Consider the following 15,914-nt stretch of genomic DNA (forward strand, 5'->3'; position numbering starts at 1 on the left):
ACTCGCACGGAGCCGACGATGATCCGATCGATCCCGACCGGCCTATGGTCGAGCCATGCCTGAAGGCGACACCGTATTCCTTACTGCGGCCCGGCTGCGGCTAGCGTTGGATGGAAAGACGCTGACCCGCAGCGATTTCCGAGTACCACGCTATGCCACCGTCGATCTGGTCGGACAGCGGGTCGAGGGTGTCGCCAGCTATGGCAAACATCTGTTCATCAGAACCGACGAGGTCAGCGTGCACACCCACCTCAAGATGGAGGGCGAGTGGCGGACCTACTGCACCGGTGAGCGCTGGACGCGACCACCGGTCACCGCGCGGCTGGTGCTGGGCACCGACGACACCGAGGCGGTGGGCTTTTCGCTCGGCACCGTGCAGGTGCTGCGGCGCGCGGACGAACACACCGCCACCGACCATCTCGGTCCGGATCTGCTCGGCGACAACTGGGATGTGACCGAAGCGGTGCGGCGGTTGGCACGGTATCCGGCCCAGCCGATCGGCCTTGCCCTGCTCGACCAGCGCAATCTCGCTGGCATCGGCAATATCTACCGCAGCGAAATCTGTTTCCTGCGCCGCGTCCACCCGGCTACCCCGGTCGGCGATGTCCCCGACCTGCTCGCACTGGTGCACGAGGCGCATCGGGTGCTCACCAAGGCCGCCACCGAACCGCCATGGCGGCCACTGGCCTACGGTCGGGCTCGTCGCCCGTGCCAGCGTTGTGGCACCCGCATGGTCGTCCACCTGCTCGGCGAGACCGAGCCGCAGCCCGGCAGAACCGTCCGAATCACCCAGTCCGACCGCATCACCCAGCGCGAACGTGGCATCTATTTCTGCCCGCGCTGCCAGCCCGAACCCGCCTGAATCGCACCGTCGCGCACTAGCAGCAGATCCATTTGCCATTCAGTTGCTAACACTTGTCCACATTTCAACGACTAGCACTCTGGAGCGCGGACAAGCAGGTAGGAGCTGGTAAGAGTGTTAGCAATGGGCACGGGCACACGCCGCCTAGTGGCGATTGCCGGTCGACTGTTGACCGCCCTGCTCGCCATCACCGCCATCGCGGTTTTCAGTTATCTGCTCCTGCACGCATTTTCACCCGTCGGCGACTCGAGCACGCCGGAACCGGCACCGCCCACCACATCGACAGTGCGTCAATTTCCACCACTCACTAGACCGGTCGTCTTAGTTCACGTACCGTAAGGCAGGTGGCACCTCGCACCGACTCGCGCCAACGCTTCATTGATGCCGCGGCCGACCTCTTCCACACCCAGGGCTACCACGCCACCGGCTTGAATCAACTCGTCAGCGCGGGCGGCGCACCCAAGGGTTCGCTGTATTTTCATTTCCCCGGCGGTAAGGAACAGCTCGCCGCCGAGGCCCTCGCCCAGTCGAGCAGTCGACTACGCGACCAACTCGACGCGATCCTCGCCAAGGGCGGCGATATCAATACCGTCTTCGACGCCCTCACCGCACTGCTCGTCGATTCCGACTTCGAACGCGGCTGCCCGATCGCGACCATCGCACTCGACGCGGGACGCGAGAGCGAACCGATCAGGCAGGCATGCGCCACCGGTTTCGAATCATGGCGGGCCACGATCGAAAAGTTCCTGCGGGACAAGGGAATCGACGCGCCGCGCGCCACCGAATTGTCCACCGTCGCCCTCGCCATGATCGAAGGCGCCCTGCTACTCGCCAAGACCCAACGCGATATCGCCCCACTACGGGCGGTCGCCGCCCATCTGCGTACCACCTTCGAACGGGAGCTTTCCTGATGCGAGTGCACCACCTCAATTGCGGCACCATGCGCCCACTCGGCGGACGACTCGTCGACGGCACCGGCGGCATCTTCCGCCGCGCCGAACTGGTCTGCCACTGCCTGCTCATCGAACTCGATGCCGGACTCGTCCTGGTGGAGAGCGGCATCGGCGAGCAGGCGGTGCACCGGCCGCAGGAATGGCTCGGCCGCCGCTTCCTCCGGCTCAACAACCCCGTCCTCGACCTCGCCCAGACCGCGGTGCACCAGATCGAAGCGCTGGGTTACCGACGCGAGGATGTCCGCGATATCGTGCTCACCCATCTCGATCTCGACCACGCGGGCGGTCTCGCCGACTTCCCGCATGCGCGGGTGCACGTACATGCCGAAGAACTGCGCGCCCTGCAGGGCGGTCACACACAGGAAGAACGCCTGCGCTACAAGGAACCCCAGTTCCGGCACGGTCCACGCTGGGAGTCGTACGCGGATACCGGCGACAGCTGGTTCGGTTTCGACGCGGTGCGTGAATTGACCGGGCTGCCACCGGAAATCCTGCTCGTCCCGCTCGCCGGACATACGCGCGGTCATACCGGCGTGGCCGTCGACACCGGAGACGGCTGGCTGCTGTCGGCGGGCGACTCCTACTTTCATCAGGGCGTCCTCGACCCGGTCCGGCCGCGACAACCACTCGGGACAGCGATGTTCGAGAAGCGTGTGCAGACAATCCCGGCCGCCCGCGTCGAGAATCAGGAGCGCCTGCGCGAACTCATGCGCGACCACGGCGATGAGGTCACGGTGTTCTCCGCGCACAGTTCGGTCGAATTCCACGCCCTGGAGCAGGTCGCCGTGTAGCCGACATTTCCAAACCCTTGACGGCCCAAGCACTCTCAATTAACTTGCGGAATGTAAGTTAATTGCAGGGAGTGCATCGTGAACGATTCGCGGCGGTACGTGGTCATCGGTGGCGGCCTGGCCGGACTCGCGTCCGCGGTCTGGTTGGCCGAGGCGGGCAAGCAGGTCACCCTATTGGAACGCCGCGGCAGACTCGGCGGCCGCACGCATGCGATGAAGGTCGAGGCAGCCGACGACCTACCCGATAACGGCCAACATGTGATCGCCAGCGGCTACGACTACCTGTTCCGCTATCTGACCAGCGTCGGCACCCGGCAATACGTGGCGTTCCCGCAGCGCGCGACGCTGCGCTGGCCGGACGGACGCAGCGCGAGCATGTCGACGAAGGGCTGGGGCGCGTGGCGCACCCTGTTCGACGCGCATCCCGACGCGAGCTTGCTCGACCGGCTGCGCGCCGCCCGAGCCACCATACGACTGGGCTGGCAGTGCCTGCACCAGCCCGCCGACCTGGCCGACCTCACCACCGAACAGTGGTTCAACCGGCTCGGCATGCCGGCCAGCGCGCGAGAAGCGTTGTGGGACTGGCTCGCTCTCGGCGTCGCGGCCGAGCCGGTGCAGCAGGAGTCGGCGAAGATCCTCGCCGATGTGCTGGCCACCGGCATCCGGCTCGGGCTCGAGCACCGCACGCCGGTGACCATCGGCTACCCGACCACCGACCTCGATACGCTCTACATCACCGGGGCCCGAAAGGTTTTCGACACCTACGGGGTCGAGGTCCGCCACCGCGCGGTGGCCCGCCGGATCCACATCAGCGATGGCGCGGTGACGGGGGTGACGCTCGCCGACGGCTCGGTAGTTCCCGCCGATGTCGTCGTTTGCGCGGTCCCCAATTCGAATATCGGCGGCCTGCTCGACGAACTGCCAGAACATGCCGAAATCTACGCTGCCGCAGACAAATTGGGATACACGCCGATCGTCAGCACCAACCTCTACCTGGACCGTCCGCTCGGTACCGAGGCCGAATTCGAGGCGCTGATCGGCGGCACCGGCATCATCGACGAGGTCTTCGATCGGCAGTTGATGACCGGCCGCAGCACCGACCAGGCCTGGCTGTACTGCCTGACCACCAGTGGCGCGTACGAACAGATCCACAAGACCAACGAGGAGATCCTCGACGAGCAGATGCGGCTGCTGCGCCGTTACTACCCGGCCGCGCACACCGCGAAAGTCATTCAGGGACACGTGGTTCGGATGCCCAAGGCGACCTTCTCCCAGGTGCTCGGCACACACGGCCTGCGCCCGGACCAGCGCACCTCGGTGCCGACGCTGGTGCTGGCCGGCGACTGGACCGCGACCGACTGGTCGGCCACCATGGAAAGCGCGGTGCAGAGCGCTGCCAGGGCGGTCGATCTGTTGCTTGCGCTACCGTCGATGCCGTGACCACGGAGCGCTCGAGGTCCGAGCACCCCAGCGCGAAGCCATGTCCCACGCCCAAGCGCCGCATGTCCGCGGCCGACCGACGCGCACAGCTACTCGACGTGACGCGCGATATCGTCGCCGCCGACGGCTTCAGCGCGGTCAGCATCGACCGGGTCGCGCGCGAGGCGCAGGTCGCGAGGGCCCTGATATATCAGCAGTTCACCGATCTGTCCGGACTGATGACCGCCCTGGTGGATCGGGAATCGGCGATCGCGCTTGCTGGCATCGGCAGTGTCGATTGGACCGGCACCGAGGACGACGTCGATCAGGTCGGCCACGGCATCCTCGCCTATCTGCGCACCGCGCCGACCAGTTGGCGGATCATCCTCAGCCCACCCGACGGCGGACCGCCCGATCTGCGCGACCGGCTCGAGCTGGGCCGAGCCTATGCGCGGGCGATCGGCGCACGGCATCTGTCGCGCTACGCCGGGGTCACCGTCGATCCGGACGGCGCGACCGAGCGCATCCTGCTCGCGGCATTGGAGGAGCTGTCCCGGCTGCACCTGGCCGATCCACAGCAATACCCGGACGAACTGGTGCTGCGCTACATTCGATCCCTCGTGTCATGGGCGACGCAGGTCGAGGCACCGAAAGATACGCACTGAACTGCGGTTTCATCCACATCACGAAATTCTCATGGACGCATTGGTTTTCTTGTTCCACCGCGGGAACAACCCGCGAGAACGAGAGGAAAACACCATGAAGATCCGCTCCGCGATCGCCGCCGGAATGTTCGCCCTCGGCGCCGTCGCCGCGGGCGCCGGTGCCGCCTCGGCCGCACCGACCCCGATGCACACCCCCTTCATCGGCAACTACGCGACCTACGATGCCTGCGCCGCCGACGGGAATTCGGCGAAAACCGGTGGCACCCAATGGGAGTGCCGCGAGGTCGCCGACGGCTGGGATCTGTACACCTACTGAGCACCGGATGCGGACCGAGTGGCCGGCAGGGGGTCGGCCACTCGGACACCCGCCTGCGCACAAGGTCTGAAATGCCTTATTCTCTGACCTCGTGCGGGTGCTGGTGATCGAGGACGATGAAGGTCTTGGCAATGAAGTCGCCGCGGGACTGCGATCGGCCGGTTTCGCGGTCGACCTCGCACCAAACCTCGCGGATGCCGATTTCAAGATCTCCGTCAACGTTTATGACGTCCTCGTCGTCGATCGTGGTCTACCCGACGGTGACGGCCTGCAGCTGGTCTCGGCGCATCGGGCCAGGGGCCAGCGGGTCCCGGTCCTGATGCTCACCGCCCGCGACGGACTGGCCGATCGCATCGCCGGATTCGACAACGGCGCCGACGACTACCTCGTCAAACCCTTTGCGCTGCCCGAACTCGCGGCGCGGGTCCGTGCGCTGTCGCGGCGGCGCGAGCATCCGGCACCGGCCCGGATCGTGCTCGGCGATATCGACATCGATCTGCCGCGCCGACGGGTGCAGCGCGCGGGCATCCTGCGCTCGCTGACCCCGAAGGAATTCGCCGTCCTCGAACTACTCGCCGCCCGGGCTGGCAGCGTCGTCTCGCGCTCGGAACTCATCGAATGCTGCTGGGATGAAATGGCCGAACCCGCATCGAATGTCGTCGACGCCGTCATCGCGCAACTGCGCCGCAAGCTCGGCGCGCCGCCGGTCATCGAGACCGTGCGCGGCACCGGCTTCATGATCGGGAGTGACCCATTCGCACCTTGATTTCCACGGCGGATGCGCGCCCCGCCGTGGCCAGGCTCCGCCGCACCCGCTGGCAGCTCACCGCGCTGATCACCGCGATCACCGCGACCTGTCTGATCATTCTCGGCATTGTCGCGGCGACCATCGACGCCCGTTCGCGCGCGGCCGCCGTCGATGATTCCCTCGATCGGGTGGTGAGCGGGCTCTTCCGTGCCGTCAACCTGCCCGAGGGCGAGGAAACCCTCGACGTGAGCCAGCTCGAGAACGACGCACTCGCCAATGGCGAGGTGGCGGTGCTGGTGCTCAGCGCGCCGGGCGATGGCAAGTGGCAGGAGAGCTTCGCGCATCTGCGCTCCTGGCTGCCCAAGGACGATGGCGTCGCCGGATTGGCCGATGACGCCGACCTGGCCGGTGAAACCGTCTTCCGCGACGGATACGACGGCGCCGGTCGCCCGGTCCGGATCGCGGCGACCGTGATCACCTGGGAGGACTCCAAGACCAAGGCGGTCGTCATCGCGGGCACGAATCCCGGTACGTTCGATCGTGATCGGGCCCTGCTGATCTGGGCGCTTATCGTCGGCGGACTCACGCTGGTCGTGCTGTCCGCGGTGGCCGGACATCTGCTCTCGGGTCGGAGCATGCGCCAGGCCATCGTGATGCTCGAAGAGCAGGAGCGCTTCCTCGGCGACGCCGCGCACGAATTGCGAACGCCGCTCACGACTCTCGGGTTGGTCACCGCGCCGCGCCGCCGCAATCCGCACGAGGTCGAGCGGGCGCTGATCGATGCAAGGGCGCTGGGCGCCCGGATGGAGCGGATCGTTGCCGGGCTGTTGGCGCGCGCCCGGATGCAGGCGGGCGTCACCACCATGGAGAAGGTGCAGTTACTGCTGGATCAGCTCACCGAATCGGTGGTCGAGGAGTTTCCGAAGGCCAATATCGTGCTGCATGCCGAACCCAGTGTGGTGGTCGGCGATCCGAATCTGCTGAGCCTGGCGGTGCGCAATCTCATCGAGAACGCGATCACCCACGGCGCGGTCAATCGTGGTGCGCCCGTTGAGGTGCATGTGGCCGACGGCCGCGTCAGCGTGCGCGACCATGGCGCGGGGTTGACCCCACAACTATCGAGCAATCCGTTCGAGCGCGGGGTGACCGCGGGGCGCGGTAGCGGAATCGGACTGGCGCTGGTTGCGTGGATCGCCGAATTGCACGGCGGCACCGCGACAATGGAACCGGCCGCCGGTGGCGGCACCATCGCATCGATCGTGCTGCCGCCACCGCCGGTTGGGTAATCCTCAGGTGTCCAACGGGACCGGTTCCAGGATCTGCGGGCGCGGTTCCGGGGCCACAACGCGCAGGGCGTCGGCCGATTCGTCATCCGGCTGGGTCTGGGAATGAATCTCGGCCTGGACCCGGGCCTGGTAAGTCGTTACCTCCCGGTCGATTTCGTCGTCGTCCCAGCCGAGTATCGGCGCGATCAGCCGGGCCACCTGCTCGGCGCAGTTGGCGCCGCGGTGCGAATATTCGATGGAGATCCTGGTCCGGCGGGCCAAAATGTCCTCGAGGTGCAGCGCGCCCTCCGCCGCGGCCGCGTAGACGGCCTCCACCTGCAGATATGACGGCGCGTCCATAATTGGTTGCAGCAGTTCGGGTTTGCCATCGGCGATGGCCATTACCTCGTCGATGAGCGAACCATAGCGATCGAGCAGATGCTTGATCCGGTACGGGTGCACGCCGTACACCTCGGCCAGCCGCACCATCTGATTGACCAGCGCGAAATAGCCTTCGGCACCGAGCAGCGGAACCTTTTCGGTGATGGATGGCGACACGCGCGCCGGAATGTCCTGGGCCGCTTCGTCTACCGCGTCGTAGGCCATCACCCGGTAGGTGGTGTACTTGCCGCCCGCGATGCCGACCAGACCCGGTGCGACCCGGGCGACCGCATGCTCACGCGACAGCTTCGACGTCGAATCGTCTTCGCCCGCGAGCAAAGGCCGCAGACCCGCGTAGACGCCGTCGATATCACCGGGGGTGAGCGGCGTGACCAGTACCTGGTTGACCCGGTCCAGCAGATAATCGATATCGGCCTTGGTCGCCGCCGGATGGGCCAGATCCAGATTCCAGTCGGTATCGGTGGTGCCGATGATCCAGTGCGCGCCCCACGGAATCACGAACAGCACCGAGGTGGCGGTGCGCAGGATGATCGCGGCATCGCTGACAATCCGGTCGCGCGGCACCACGATATGCACGCCCTTGGAGGCGCGCACATGGAAGCGGCCGCGATTGTGCGAAAGCGCCTGCACCTCGTCGGTCCAGACGCCGGTCGCATTGATCACCACATGGGCGCGGATCTCGCCGGTGCTGCCGTCCTCACAGTCGCGCACCTTCACCCCGACGAACCGGTCGGCCTCGCGCAGGAACCCGACGACCTGGGTGGAAGTGCGGATCACCGCGCCGTAGTGCGCGGCGGTGCGGGCGACGGTCATGGTGTGACGGGCGTCGTCGACGACGGTGTCGTAGTAGCTGACACCGCCGATCAGCGAGTCGGGGCGCAGGCCGGGAGCCAGCCGCAGGGCACCGTGGCGGGATAGATGATGTTGGCCGGGAAGGGATTTCGCGCCGCCCATGGTGTCGTAGAGCACCAGTCCGGCGGCCACGTACGGGCGCTCCCAGCCGCGATGGGTCAGCGGGTAGAGGAACCGCAGCGGTTTCACCAGATGCGGCGCGAGGGTGGACAATGCGAGTTCACGCTCCCGCAAGGCCTCGCGTACCAGCCCGAATTCCAACTGCTCCAGGTACCGCAGACCGCCGTGGAACATCTTCGAGGACCGGCTGGAGGTACCGGAGGCGAGATCACGCGCCTCGACCAGCGCAACCTCGAGACCACGGGTCGCGGCGTCGAGCGCGATGCCGGAGCCGACCACGCCGCCACCGACGACGACCACGTCGAAGTGGTCCTTGCCGAAACGCTCCCACGCCGTCGCGCGCTGCTCGGGACCGAGAAACTGCGATTCCGGTTTCTTGTTCATGCTCGACTCCTCCAGCCGACGCGTCGGGGTGTAGACGGCGTTCGTGGTCTTTCGGGCACTCGCTCGAGCTGCTCGGTACTGGCGGTGTTCTGTTGTACAGGCTAAGGGAGTAGGCCGGGATCCCGTATCGGGACCGAAGCCGTGTCGCCGAGGCCGACGACCAGCACTACTCGCCGGTAACCAACCCCAACACTAGTCCAGCGACCTGCGGGTGGCGATGTGATGCGCGGCGCGGTCGGCTGTTTCCTACTCGGGCCCCGATGCTTTTAGTAGCCTGCACGAATGCGTCGCTATGTGGCCGCCATTGATCAGGGCACGACCTCGAGTCGCTGCATCATCTTCGACCGGCGAGGCCGCGTCGTCGGTGTCGCGCAACGCGAGCACGAGCAGATCTTCCCGCGGCCGGGTTGGGTCGAACACGATCCGGAAACCATTTGGCGCAATACCGAATTCGTACTCGGCGAGGTGCTGCGGAGTGCGGGTATCGCCGCCGACGAGATCAATGCCGTCGGGGTCACCAATCAGCGCGAGACGACGGTGGTGTGGGATCGTGCCAGCGGCACGCCGATTCACAATGCGATCGTCTGGCAGGACACCCGCACCGACCGTCTGGTGACCGAACTGGGCGGCGACTTCGGCGCGACGCGCTACCAGGACCGCACCGGTCTACCACTGTCCACCTACTTCGCCGGGCCGAAACTGCGCTGGATCCTCGACAATGTCGAGGGCGCGCGGGCGCGCGCCGAGGCGGGCGAGCTGTGTTTCGGCACCATCGACAGCTGGGTGCTGTGGAATCTCACCGGGCAGCACATCACCGACGTGACCAATGCGTCGCGCACCATGCTGATGGATCTTCGTACGCTGCAATGGGATCCGCGGATCTGCGCGGAATTCGGGGTGCCGCAGTCGATGCTGCCCGAGATCCGCAGCTCGTCGCAGATCTACGCGGAGATCAGCTCCGGCCCGCTGGCGGGCATACCCGTCGCAGGCATCCTCGGCGACCAGCAGGCGGCAACCTTCGGCCAGGCGTGCTTATCCCCCGGCGAGGCCAAGAACACCTATGGCACCGGCAATTTCATGCTCCTCAACACCGGGACCACACCGGTATTCAGCAAGCACGGCCTGCTCACCACGGTCTGCTACCAGCTCAACGGTGAGGCGGCGGTATACGCGCTGGAGGGGTCCATCGCGGTGACCGGCTCACTGGTGCAATGGTTCCGGGACAATCTCGGCATCATTTCCACCGCCGACGCCATCGAGCCGCTTGCCCGCAGCGTCGAGGACAATGGCGGCGCCTATATCGTCCCCGCGTTCTCCGGCCTCTTCGCGCCCCGCTGGCGCCCGGATGCCCGCGGCGTGATCGCTGGCCTCACCCGCTTCGTCAACAAGGGGCATCTGGCGCGAGCGGTGTTGGAGTCCACCGCATTTCAGACGCGTGAGGTGATGGACGCGATGCGCGCCGACGCCGAATCACAACAGCTGCGACTGGAACTGACCACCCTCAAGGTCGACGGCGGCATGGTCGGCAACGATCTGCTCATGCAGTTCCAATCCGACATTCTCGACGTCCCGGTGGTCCGCCCGGTCGTCAACGAAACCACCGCGCTCGGTGCGGCCTATGCGGCCGGGCTGGCCGTCGGGCTGTGGGAGAGCACCGACGACATCCGGGCCAACTGGGCCGCGGATAAGACCTGGCAACCCGCGATGTCGGCGACGGACCGCGAAGATCACCTCGCCGCTTGGAACAAGGCCGTGGAGCGAACCTACAACTGGGTGGGCTCCCCCGCCTCCCCGGATCTTTAGCAGATCGTCGGGCGCGCGGAAAGTGGCGACGCGGACCGACGATACAGTGCCGCAGCGGCTTCCGGTCGCAACCGACGAGTTACCCATGTACTCACGAAATCAGTTGTTGCGCTGAGTAGCTCTCAGCTGTTCAGCGGCTCTGGCCATCCGGTCGACGGCCTCTTCCAGTGTCGACGGGTCGAACGTCGTGAAGCACATGCGCATCGAGTGGCTGTAATCGGTGTCGACGGCGAAGGCCGAGCCCGGAACGAAGGCGACGCCATGGTCGAGGGCGCGCGGCAGCAGGCGATCGGTGTCGGTGTCATCGGTGAAATCGGCCCACACGAACATGCCACCGGTGGCGTCGGTGCAGGTGACGCGCTCGCCGAAGCGGGCGCGAACGGCATGCACCAGCGCCTTGGCGCGGTCGCCGTAGGCAGTGCGGACGGTATCGACGTGGCCGGTGAGCCACGGTTCGTCGGCGAGCAGCTCGGCTGCGATCTGGTGGGTCAGCGCCGAACCGCACAGGTCCGCACCCTGTTTCAGCAATTCGACCGCGCGACAGACCTGGTCCTGGGCCACCAACCAGCCGACCCGCAGCGCGGGCGAGAGGATCTTCGAGGCGCTGGAGAGTCGAATCACGTTGCGGGAGTATGTCGCCACCGGCTCAGGTGCGGGCTGGTCGAACCAGAGCTCACCGTATGGGTCGTCCTCGATCACCCAGAAGCCGTACGCGTCGGCCAGTTCGGCCAACTCGCGACGACGCGGCGAACTCATCGTGACACCGCCCGGGTTGTGGAAGTTGCTCACGGTGTGCACGACCGCCGGACGTTCACCGCGTGCCAGCAACTCCTTCAGCACATCCACCCGCATGCCATCGGCATCCAAGGGCACGGCCACAATTCGCGCCCCGGCCGCCCGGAACACCTGCAGCGCACCGACATACGCTGGATCCTCGACAATGACCAGCGCGCCCGGATCGAGCAGCACCTCGGCGAGCAGCGAAAGCGCCTGCTGCGAACCATGAGTCACGAACACCTCGCCGAGCTCGACCGCACGGCCCAGCTTCGCCGACTCGCGCTGCCGCAGCACATCGCGCAGCGGCGCCCACCCTGGCGACTCGGTGTACTGCAGCACCGCGGAACTACGCAGGGCGGCCTCGGCCGCGGCGGCGAGCCGTTCTCGCGGCATCAGCTCGGCATCGGGCAGCCCGCCCGCCAGACCGATCACCTCGGCGCGTGTGGTCAGCGTCAGCAGATCACGGATCGCCGAGCTCTTCAGTCCGCCCAGCTTGGCCGCGAGCGGTGGATTGGTCGGCGACATGGGAAACCTCCGAGGGGTACGCGAAACCCCACTGTCCCACATCCCGACCAAGATGTGAAATATTCATCCCATGACCTGAGAGCAAGCGTCAGATGCGTTCCTTGATCGCGAAGAGGACGGTCTTGCCGTCCCGGTTCACCGTGGTGACGGTCTGCCGATACACATTGGTCGTGCCGTCGGGACGATGCTCGGTCAGATCCACCTCGAAGGTGTCGGTGGCGACCTCGGCAATCCGCAGGCAATGCGTGGTGCCGACCGGGATCTGCTCGTTGATGGCCTGCTGGATGATCTCGGCGGTCGACACGTTCTCCGCGTCCGATGCGACGTACTTCCTGGCCCGCTCGCCATTGCGGCCGACATAGAACTCGTACTGGAAGCCGAGGATCGCGCCGGCACCGCTCGAGGTATCGCCCTGGCCGTTGCCGCGGGTCACCTTGCCGTCTCTACTGGCCGGGCAGCTCAGCGCGGCGGAGGTGCTCGGCGGTGGTGGCGCAGCCTTCGGGCTGCTGTTGTCGTCGCGGCTGACCGCGACAAAGGTCACCACCAGCGCGAGGACCACCACGACCGCGGCGAGCACACCGAGCGCGATCCACCGGCCGCGCGAACCGGAGCGGGCCGGGGTCGCGGTGATGGTGTCGGAGATCAGCTTCGGTGCAAGGCGTTTGGCGATCGGATCATCGGCCCAGGACAGGCCGGGCCGCTCGGGCGGCGGTGCCGGTACACCACCGGCCTCGGTCGGGCTGTTCCACCAGGTATCGCGCTGCGGCGGCGTTGCGTGCCGGACAGTTGCCTCGGTGGGATCGGGTTCGACCGGCGGCTCCGGCTGTCGCGTTGGCTGCGGCTCCGGCTGTCGCGTTGGCTGCGGCTCCGGCTGTCGCGCGGGCGGCGGCGGCGCATCGCCGAATACCGTCGTATCCGGCGCGCGGTACTGCGGGGGTGGCGGCGGCACCGTCGGCGGTTCGTCGGCGGGACGCCAGATCAGCTCGGGATGATCGGCAGCAGGCTCGGGCACCGACCACTGCGGTCGAACCTGCCCACCCGTCGGCGGACCGAATTCGCCCACCGGCGGCCCGAATTCGGAGACCGGCGGGCCGAAATCGTCCAACGGAGGACCGAACTCCGACCCGGACTGGTCGGATTCGTTGTTCCTGCCATCACCCTCGGAGCCCACACCAAATCCTTTCCCCAGGACACACGTGTGGGGCGGTCGCGAACGACCGCCCCACCCGTCGAATCAGCTCGTGTCAGTACTGGAGTGACCCACCCCACTGGGTGGTGACCCCGGCGACGTTGACCGTTTGCGGAGCCAGTTCGCCTGGCGGCACCGGAAGTTTAACTTGCGCGGCGGCCTCGAGCGCAGCCACGCCACCCGGCTGTTCCCGAATCCAGTGCTCGACAGCGGCCTTGGCCATATTCGCCTGCGTGGTGTCGAGGATCACCTCGGTCTTGTTATCTGCCAGGCCTTCACCACCGGTGTAGGTGGTCACCTTGACGGTGTTGGCAGTGACGTATTCGACCGAGACACCGGCCTCGCCCTGCCCGGTCGGGGTGTGGTACCCGACGGTGCCGACGTAGCCGGCGGCGTTGTTGAAGTGGTGGGTGTTGGCCACGAAACCGGGCGCCAGGGTGCCACCGTCGATATTGGCGCCGATCTCCTGGTGCGGACCGTCCATCTCGACGACCGGTGCGGCCGGGGCCTGCTGGAAACGCGGAGCCTCCCAACGCGGCTGCTGCACCAGCGTGTCGGTCTCCGGCTGCTGCGCCGTCCTGGCATTCGGATCGGTCGGAGTGACCGCGCCCGGCGCGGTGGTACCGGGCTGTGCGGGCTTCGGCGTGTCGCCGGGAGCCGTCTCCGGTACGACCGCGGGGAGCGCGGGTCCGGTCTGACCGGGAACCGGCAACGGCGCGACGCGCGGGGTGGTGACACCCGGCTGGGTCGGCGCGGACAGCTTCGGATCCTTCGGCGGATTCGGCATCACCTGGTTCGGATCCGGCGTCGTGACACCCGGCTGGCTCGGCGTCGGCTGACTCGGCGACGGCTTGGTCTCCGGCTTACCGGGATCCGGCTTGGTGGTCTCCGGCTGGCCCTGATCCGTCGGCGCCGTCGTACCCGGATCGGCCGGTGCCGGTGCCGGGGTGGTCGGTGTACTCGGCTGATCCGGAACTGCCCCCGCCGGTGCCGCGAAGAGAGTGGCCACGGCCGCCGCGGTGGCCAGTGGCAACGATGTGCTCGCCATCGCTCGCTGCGCCCGACTCGGCTTACGATGTTTCACTTTTCGCAATCCCTTTCCCGTGTGCCACCTGACCGGCCACACACAGATATCCCTGGTGAGACGCATGGCCCACAACCGGGCCCGGCGAACGACCGTGCGGCCGTTCGCCGTTCCCGTTTGGAAAGGATCGATCCCCCCACACAGAACCCACGCGATCGCCCGCCGATCGCTTCTCTGCGGGAAGTGAACCACATGCGGGCCGGACTGGCAACGCGGTGAAAGTCCAGCCAAGACAATAAGTCTGGGGGCAGCCACGATCGACCGCGGAATCGAACGGTAGACGACCCAACGGAGCAAGTCTTACGAGCGGCGTTCGCGGCCCCGCAAATCCGACACAGACCCTTTCAGTCCAGGTCGTCGTGGCGCATGAGCAGGCGCGCAGCCTCGGTGACCGAGCCGGTGAGCGACGGGTATACCGAGAATGTCTGGGCGAGATCGTTCACGGTCAGATTGTTCTGTACCGCGAGGGCGATCGGCAGGATGAGCTCCGAGGCGATCGGGGCGACGACCACACCACCGATGACCACACCGGTCGCGGGGCGGCAGAAGATCTTGACGAAACCCCTTCGCAGGCCCGACATCTTGGCCCGCGGATTGGTGTTCAGCGGCAGCATCACCGTGCGCGCGGGCACCTCGCCGTTATCAATGGCGGTCTGGCTCACGCCGACGGTCGCGATCTCCGGTCGGGTGAAGACCGCCGAGGCGACCGTCTTCAGCCGGATCGGGCTGACGCCCTCACCCAGCGCGTGGTACATCGCGATGCGGCCCTGCATCGCGGCCACCGAGGCCAGCGGCAGCAGACCGGTGCAGTCGCCCGCCGCGTAGATGCCGGGCACCGAAGTACGCGACACCCGGTCCACCCGCAGATAGCCGCCGCGATCGAGTTCGATGCCGACCCGCTCCAGTCCGAGGTCATTGGTATTCGGGATCGAGCCGACGGTCATCAGCGCATGCGTGCCGCTGACGGTGCGGCCGTCGGAAAGCTTGACCACGATGCCCTCGGCGGTGCGCTCCACCGCATCGGCGCGCGCATGTTTGACCAGTTCGACACCGCGTTCGGCGAGGGCGTCCTCGAGTACGAGTGCGGCGTCGGCGTCCTCGCCGGGCAGTACGCGGTCGCGGCTCGAGACCAACTTCACCCGCACGCCCATCTCGGTGTAGGCGGAGACGAATTCGGCGCCGGTCACGCCGGAGCCGACCACGACCAGGGTCTGCGGCAGTTCTTCCAGGTCGTAGAGCTGCCGCCAGTTCAGGATGCGCTCGCCATCGGGTTCGGCGCCCGGCAACACGCGCGGGCTCGCACCAGTGGCGATCAACACTACTTCGGCCTCGATGGTCTCCTCGGTGCCATCGGCCAACAGCGCGCGGACGCGATGCGCAGCCATCCCGGTGGCCGGATCACTGAGCTCTGCGCGTCCGGTCAGCACCGACACTCCGGCGGCCTGGACCTTGGATCGGATATCGGAGGACTGGGCGAGCGCGAGTGCCTTCACGCGCGCGTTCACTTCGCCCAATTCGATCTGCGCCTGACTCGGGTCGAGGGTAATGCCCAGGTCACGGGCGCGACGCAGATCGGTGCGCACGCCGGTCGATGCGATAAACGTCTTGGACGGCACGCAGTCCCACAGGACGCACGCGCCACCGATGCCGTCGCAGTCGATCAGGGTGACCGTGGCCCCGTGTTGGGCTGCCACCAATGCCGCTTCGTAACCGGCCGGTCCGCCACCGATGATCGCTATGCGGGTCATGGATACCTCCG

At 66.8% G+C, this 15,914-nt stretch carries 14 protein-coding genes; 9 read left to right on the forward strand and 5 right to left on the reverse strand.

The window, feature by feature from the left end; genetic code table 11:
- The first annotated feature begins 55 nt into the window (after window positions 1-55).
- The 8 genes from ACQP1G_RS40570 (at window position 56) to ACQP1G_RS40605 (ending at window position 7,040) form a co-directional block, all read left to right on the forward strand.
- Entirely contained in the window at window positions 56-862 is an 807-nt protein-coding gene (locus ACQP1G_RS40570; protein WP_433195163.1) for a DNA-formamidopyrimidine glycosylase family protein, read from the forward strand.
- Window positions 863-1,206: 344 nt separating this feature from the next.
- A complete protein-coding gene (locus ACQP1G_RS40575; RefSeq protein ID WP_433195165.1) occupies window positions 1,207-1,773 on the forward strand; it encodes a TetR/AcrR family transcriptional regulator in 567 nt (188 codons plus the stop codon).
- Window positions 1,773-2,606 (forward strand): MBL fold metallo-hydrolase, encoded by an 834-nt coding sequence (locus tag ACQP1G_RS40580; RefSeq protein ID WP_433195167.1) that lies wholly within the window; start codon window positions 1,773-1,775, stop codon window positions 2,604-2,606. The genes ACQP1G_RS40575 and ACQP1G_RS40580 overlap by 1 nt, the downstream gene beginning before the upstream one ends.
- 75 nt (window positions 2,607-2,681) lie before the next feature.
- On the forward strand, window positions 2,682-4,046 hold the full coding sequence (gene hpnE / locus ACQP1G_RS40585; RefSeq protein WP_433209240.1) for a hydroxysqualene dehydroxylase HpnE: 1,365 nt from the start codon (window positions 2,682-2,684) through the stop codon (window positions 4,044-4,046).
- 62 nt (window positions 4,047-4,108) lie between these two features.
- Entirely contained in the window at window positions 4,109-4,690 is a 582-nt protein-coding gene (locus ACQP1G_RS40590; RefSeq protein WP_433209242.1) for a TetR/AcrR family transcriptional regulator, read from the forward strand.
- 94 nt (window positions 4,691-4,784) lie between these two features.
- Window positions 4,785-5,006, forward strand: a complete 222-nt coding sequence (locus tag ACQP1G_RS40595) for a hypothetical protein (protein ID WP_433195169.1) — start codon at window positions 4,785-4,787, stop codon at window positions 5,004-5,006.
- Window positions 5,007-5,097: 91 nt separating this feature from the next.
- Window positions 5,098-5,772, forward strand: coding sequence for a response regulator transcription factor (locus tag ACQP1G_RS40600; protein ID WP_433195171.1), 675 nt, complete (start codon window positions 5,098-5,100; stop codon window positions 5,770-5,772).
- On the forward strand, window positions 5,769-7,040 hold the full coding sequence (locus ACQP1G_RS40605; protein ID WP_433195173.1) for a sensor histidine kinase: 1,272 nt from the start codon (window positions 5,769-5,771) through the stop codon (window positions 7,038-7,040). The genes ACQP1G_RS40600 and ACQP1G_RS40605 overlap by 4 nt, the downstream gene beginning before the upstream one ends.
- A gap of 3 nt (window positions 7,041-7,043) precedes the next feature.
- On the opposite strand, the gene ACQP1G_RS40610 is transcribed toward ACQP1G_RS40605, so the two are convergent.
- Entirely contained in the window at window positions 7,044-8,777 is a 1,734-nt protein-coding gene (locus ACQP1G_RS40610) for a glycerol-3-phosphate dehydrogenase/oxidase (RefSeq protein ID WP_433195175.1), read from the reverse strand.
- Window positions 8,778-9,059: 282 nt separating this feature from the next.
- Here ACQP1G_RS40610 and glpK point away from each other — a divergent pair, with 282 nt between their 5' ends.
- On the forward strand, window positions 9,060-10,580 hold the full coding sequence (gene glpK, locus ACQP1G_RS40615; protein ID WP_433195177.1) for a glycerol kinase GlpK: 1,521 nt from the start codon (window positions 9,060-9,062) through the stop codon (window positions 10,578-10,580).
- Window positions 10,581-10,679: 99 nt separating this feature from the next.
- Here the strand turns inward: glpK and ACQP1G_RS40620 are convergent, their stop codons facing one another.
- The 4 genes from ACQP1G_RS40620 to ACQP1G_RS40635 all read right to left on the reverse strand — a co-directional run bounded on the left by ACQP1G_RS40620 (window position 10,680) and on the right by ACQP1G_RS40635 (window position 15,903).
- A complete protein-coding gene (locus ACQP1G_RS40620) occupies window positions 10,680-11,882 on the reverse strand; it encodes a PLP-dependent aminotransferase family protein (protein ID WP_433195179.1) in 1,203 nt (400 codons plus the stop codon).
- Between the two features lie 88 nt (window positions 11,883-11,970).
- Complete coding sequence (locus tag ACQP1G_RS40625; RefSeq protein WP_433195181.1) at window positions 11,971-13,053, reverse strand: hypothetical protein; 1,083 nt, start codon at window positions 13,051-13,053, stop codon at window positions 11,971-11,973.
- Window positions 13,054-13,126: 73 nt separating this feature from the next.
- A complete protein-coding gene (locus tag ACQP1G_RS40630; protein WP_433195183.1) occupies window positions 13,127-14,119 on the reverse strand; it encodes a hypothetical protein in 993 nt (330 codons plus the stop codon).
- A 380-nt stretch (window positions 14,120-14,499) separates the two neighbouring features.
- Entirely contained in the window at window positions 14,500-15,903 is a 1,404-nt protein-coding gene (locus ACQP1G_RS40635) for an NAD(P)H-quinone dehydrogenase (RefSeq protein ID WP_433195184.1), read from the reverse strand.
- Window positions 15,904-15,914: the final 11 nt, after the last annotated feature.

The sequence above is a fragment of the Nocardia sp. CA-107356 genome (genome assembly GCF_050946365.1).
Lineage (GTDB): Bacteria > Actinomycetota > Actinomycetes > Mycobacteriales > Mycobacteriaceae > Nocardia.

Coding starts and splice junctions, on each gene's coding strand:
- ACQP1G_RS40610 (WP_433195175.1), bottom strand. CDS start 8,777: ATGAACAAGAAACCGGAATCGCAGTTTCTCGGTCCCGAGCAGCGCGCG.
- ACQP1G_RS40630 (WP_433195183.1), bottom strand. CDS start 14,119: ATGGCGAGCACATCGTTGCCACTGGCCACCGCGGCGGCCGTGGCCACT.
- ACQP1G_RS40590 (WP_433209242.1), top strand. CDS start 4,109: ATGTCCGCGGCCGACCGACGCGCACAGCTACTCGACGTGACGCGCGAT.
- glpK (WP_433195177.1), top strand. CDS start 9,060: ATGCGTCGCTATGTGGCCGCCATTGATCAGGGCACGACCTCGAGTCGC.
- ACQP1G_RS40595 (WP_433195169.1), top strand. CDS start 4,785: ATGAAGATCCGCTCCGCGATCGCCGCCGGAATGTTCGCCCTCGGCGCC.
- ACQP1G_RS40620 (WP_433195179.1), bottom strand. CDS start 11,882: ATGTCGCCGACCAATCCACCGCTCGCGGCCAAGCTGGGCGGACTGAAG.
- ACQP1G_RS40570 (WP_433195163.1), top strand. CDS start 56: ATGCCTGAAGGCGACACCGTATTCCTTACTGCGGCCCGGCTGCGGCTA.
- ACQP1G_RS40580 (WP_433195167.1), top strand. CDS start 1,773: ATGCGAGTGCACCACCTCAATTGCGGCACCATGCGCCCACTCGGCGGA.
- ACQP1G_RS40635 (WP_433195184.1), bottom strand. CDS start 15,903: ATGACCCGCATAGCGATCATCGGTGGCGGACCGGCCGGTTACGAAGCG.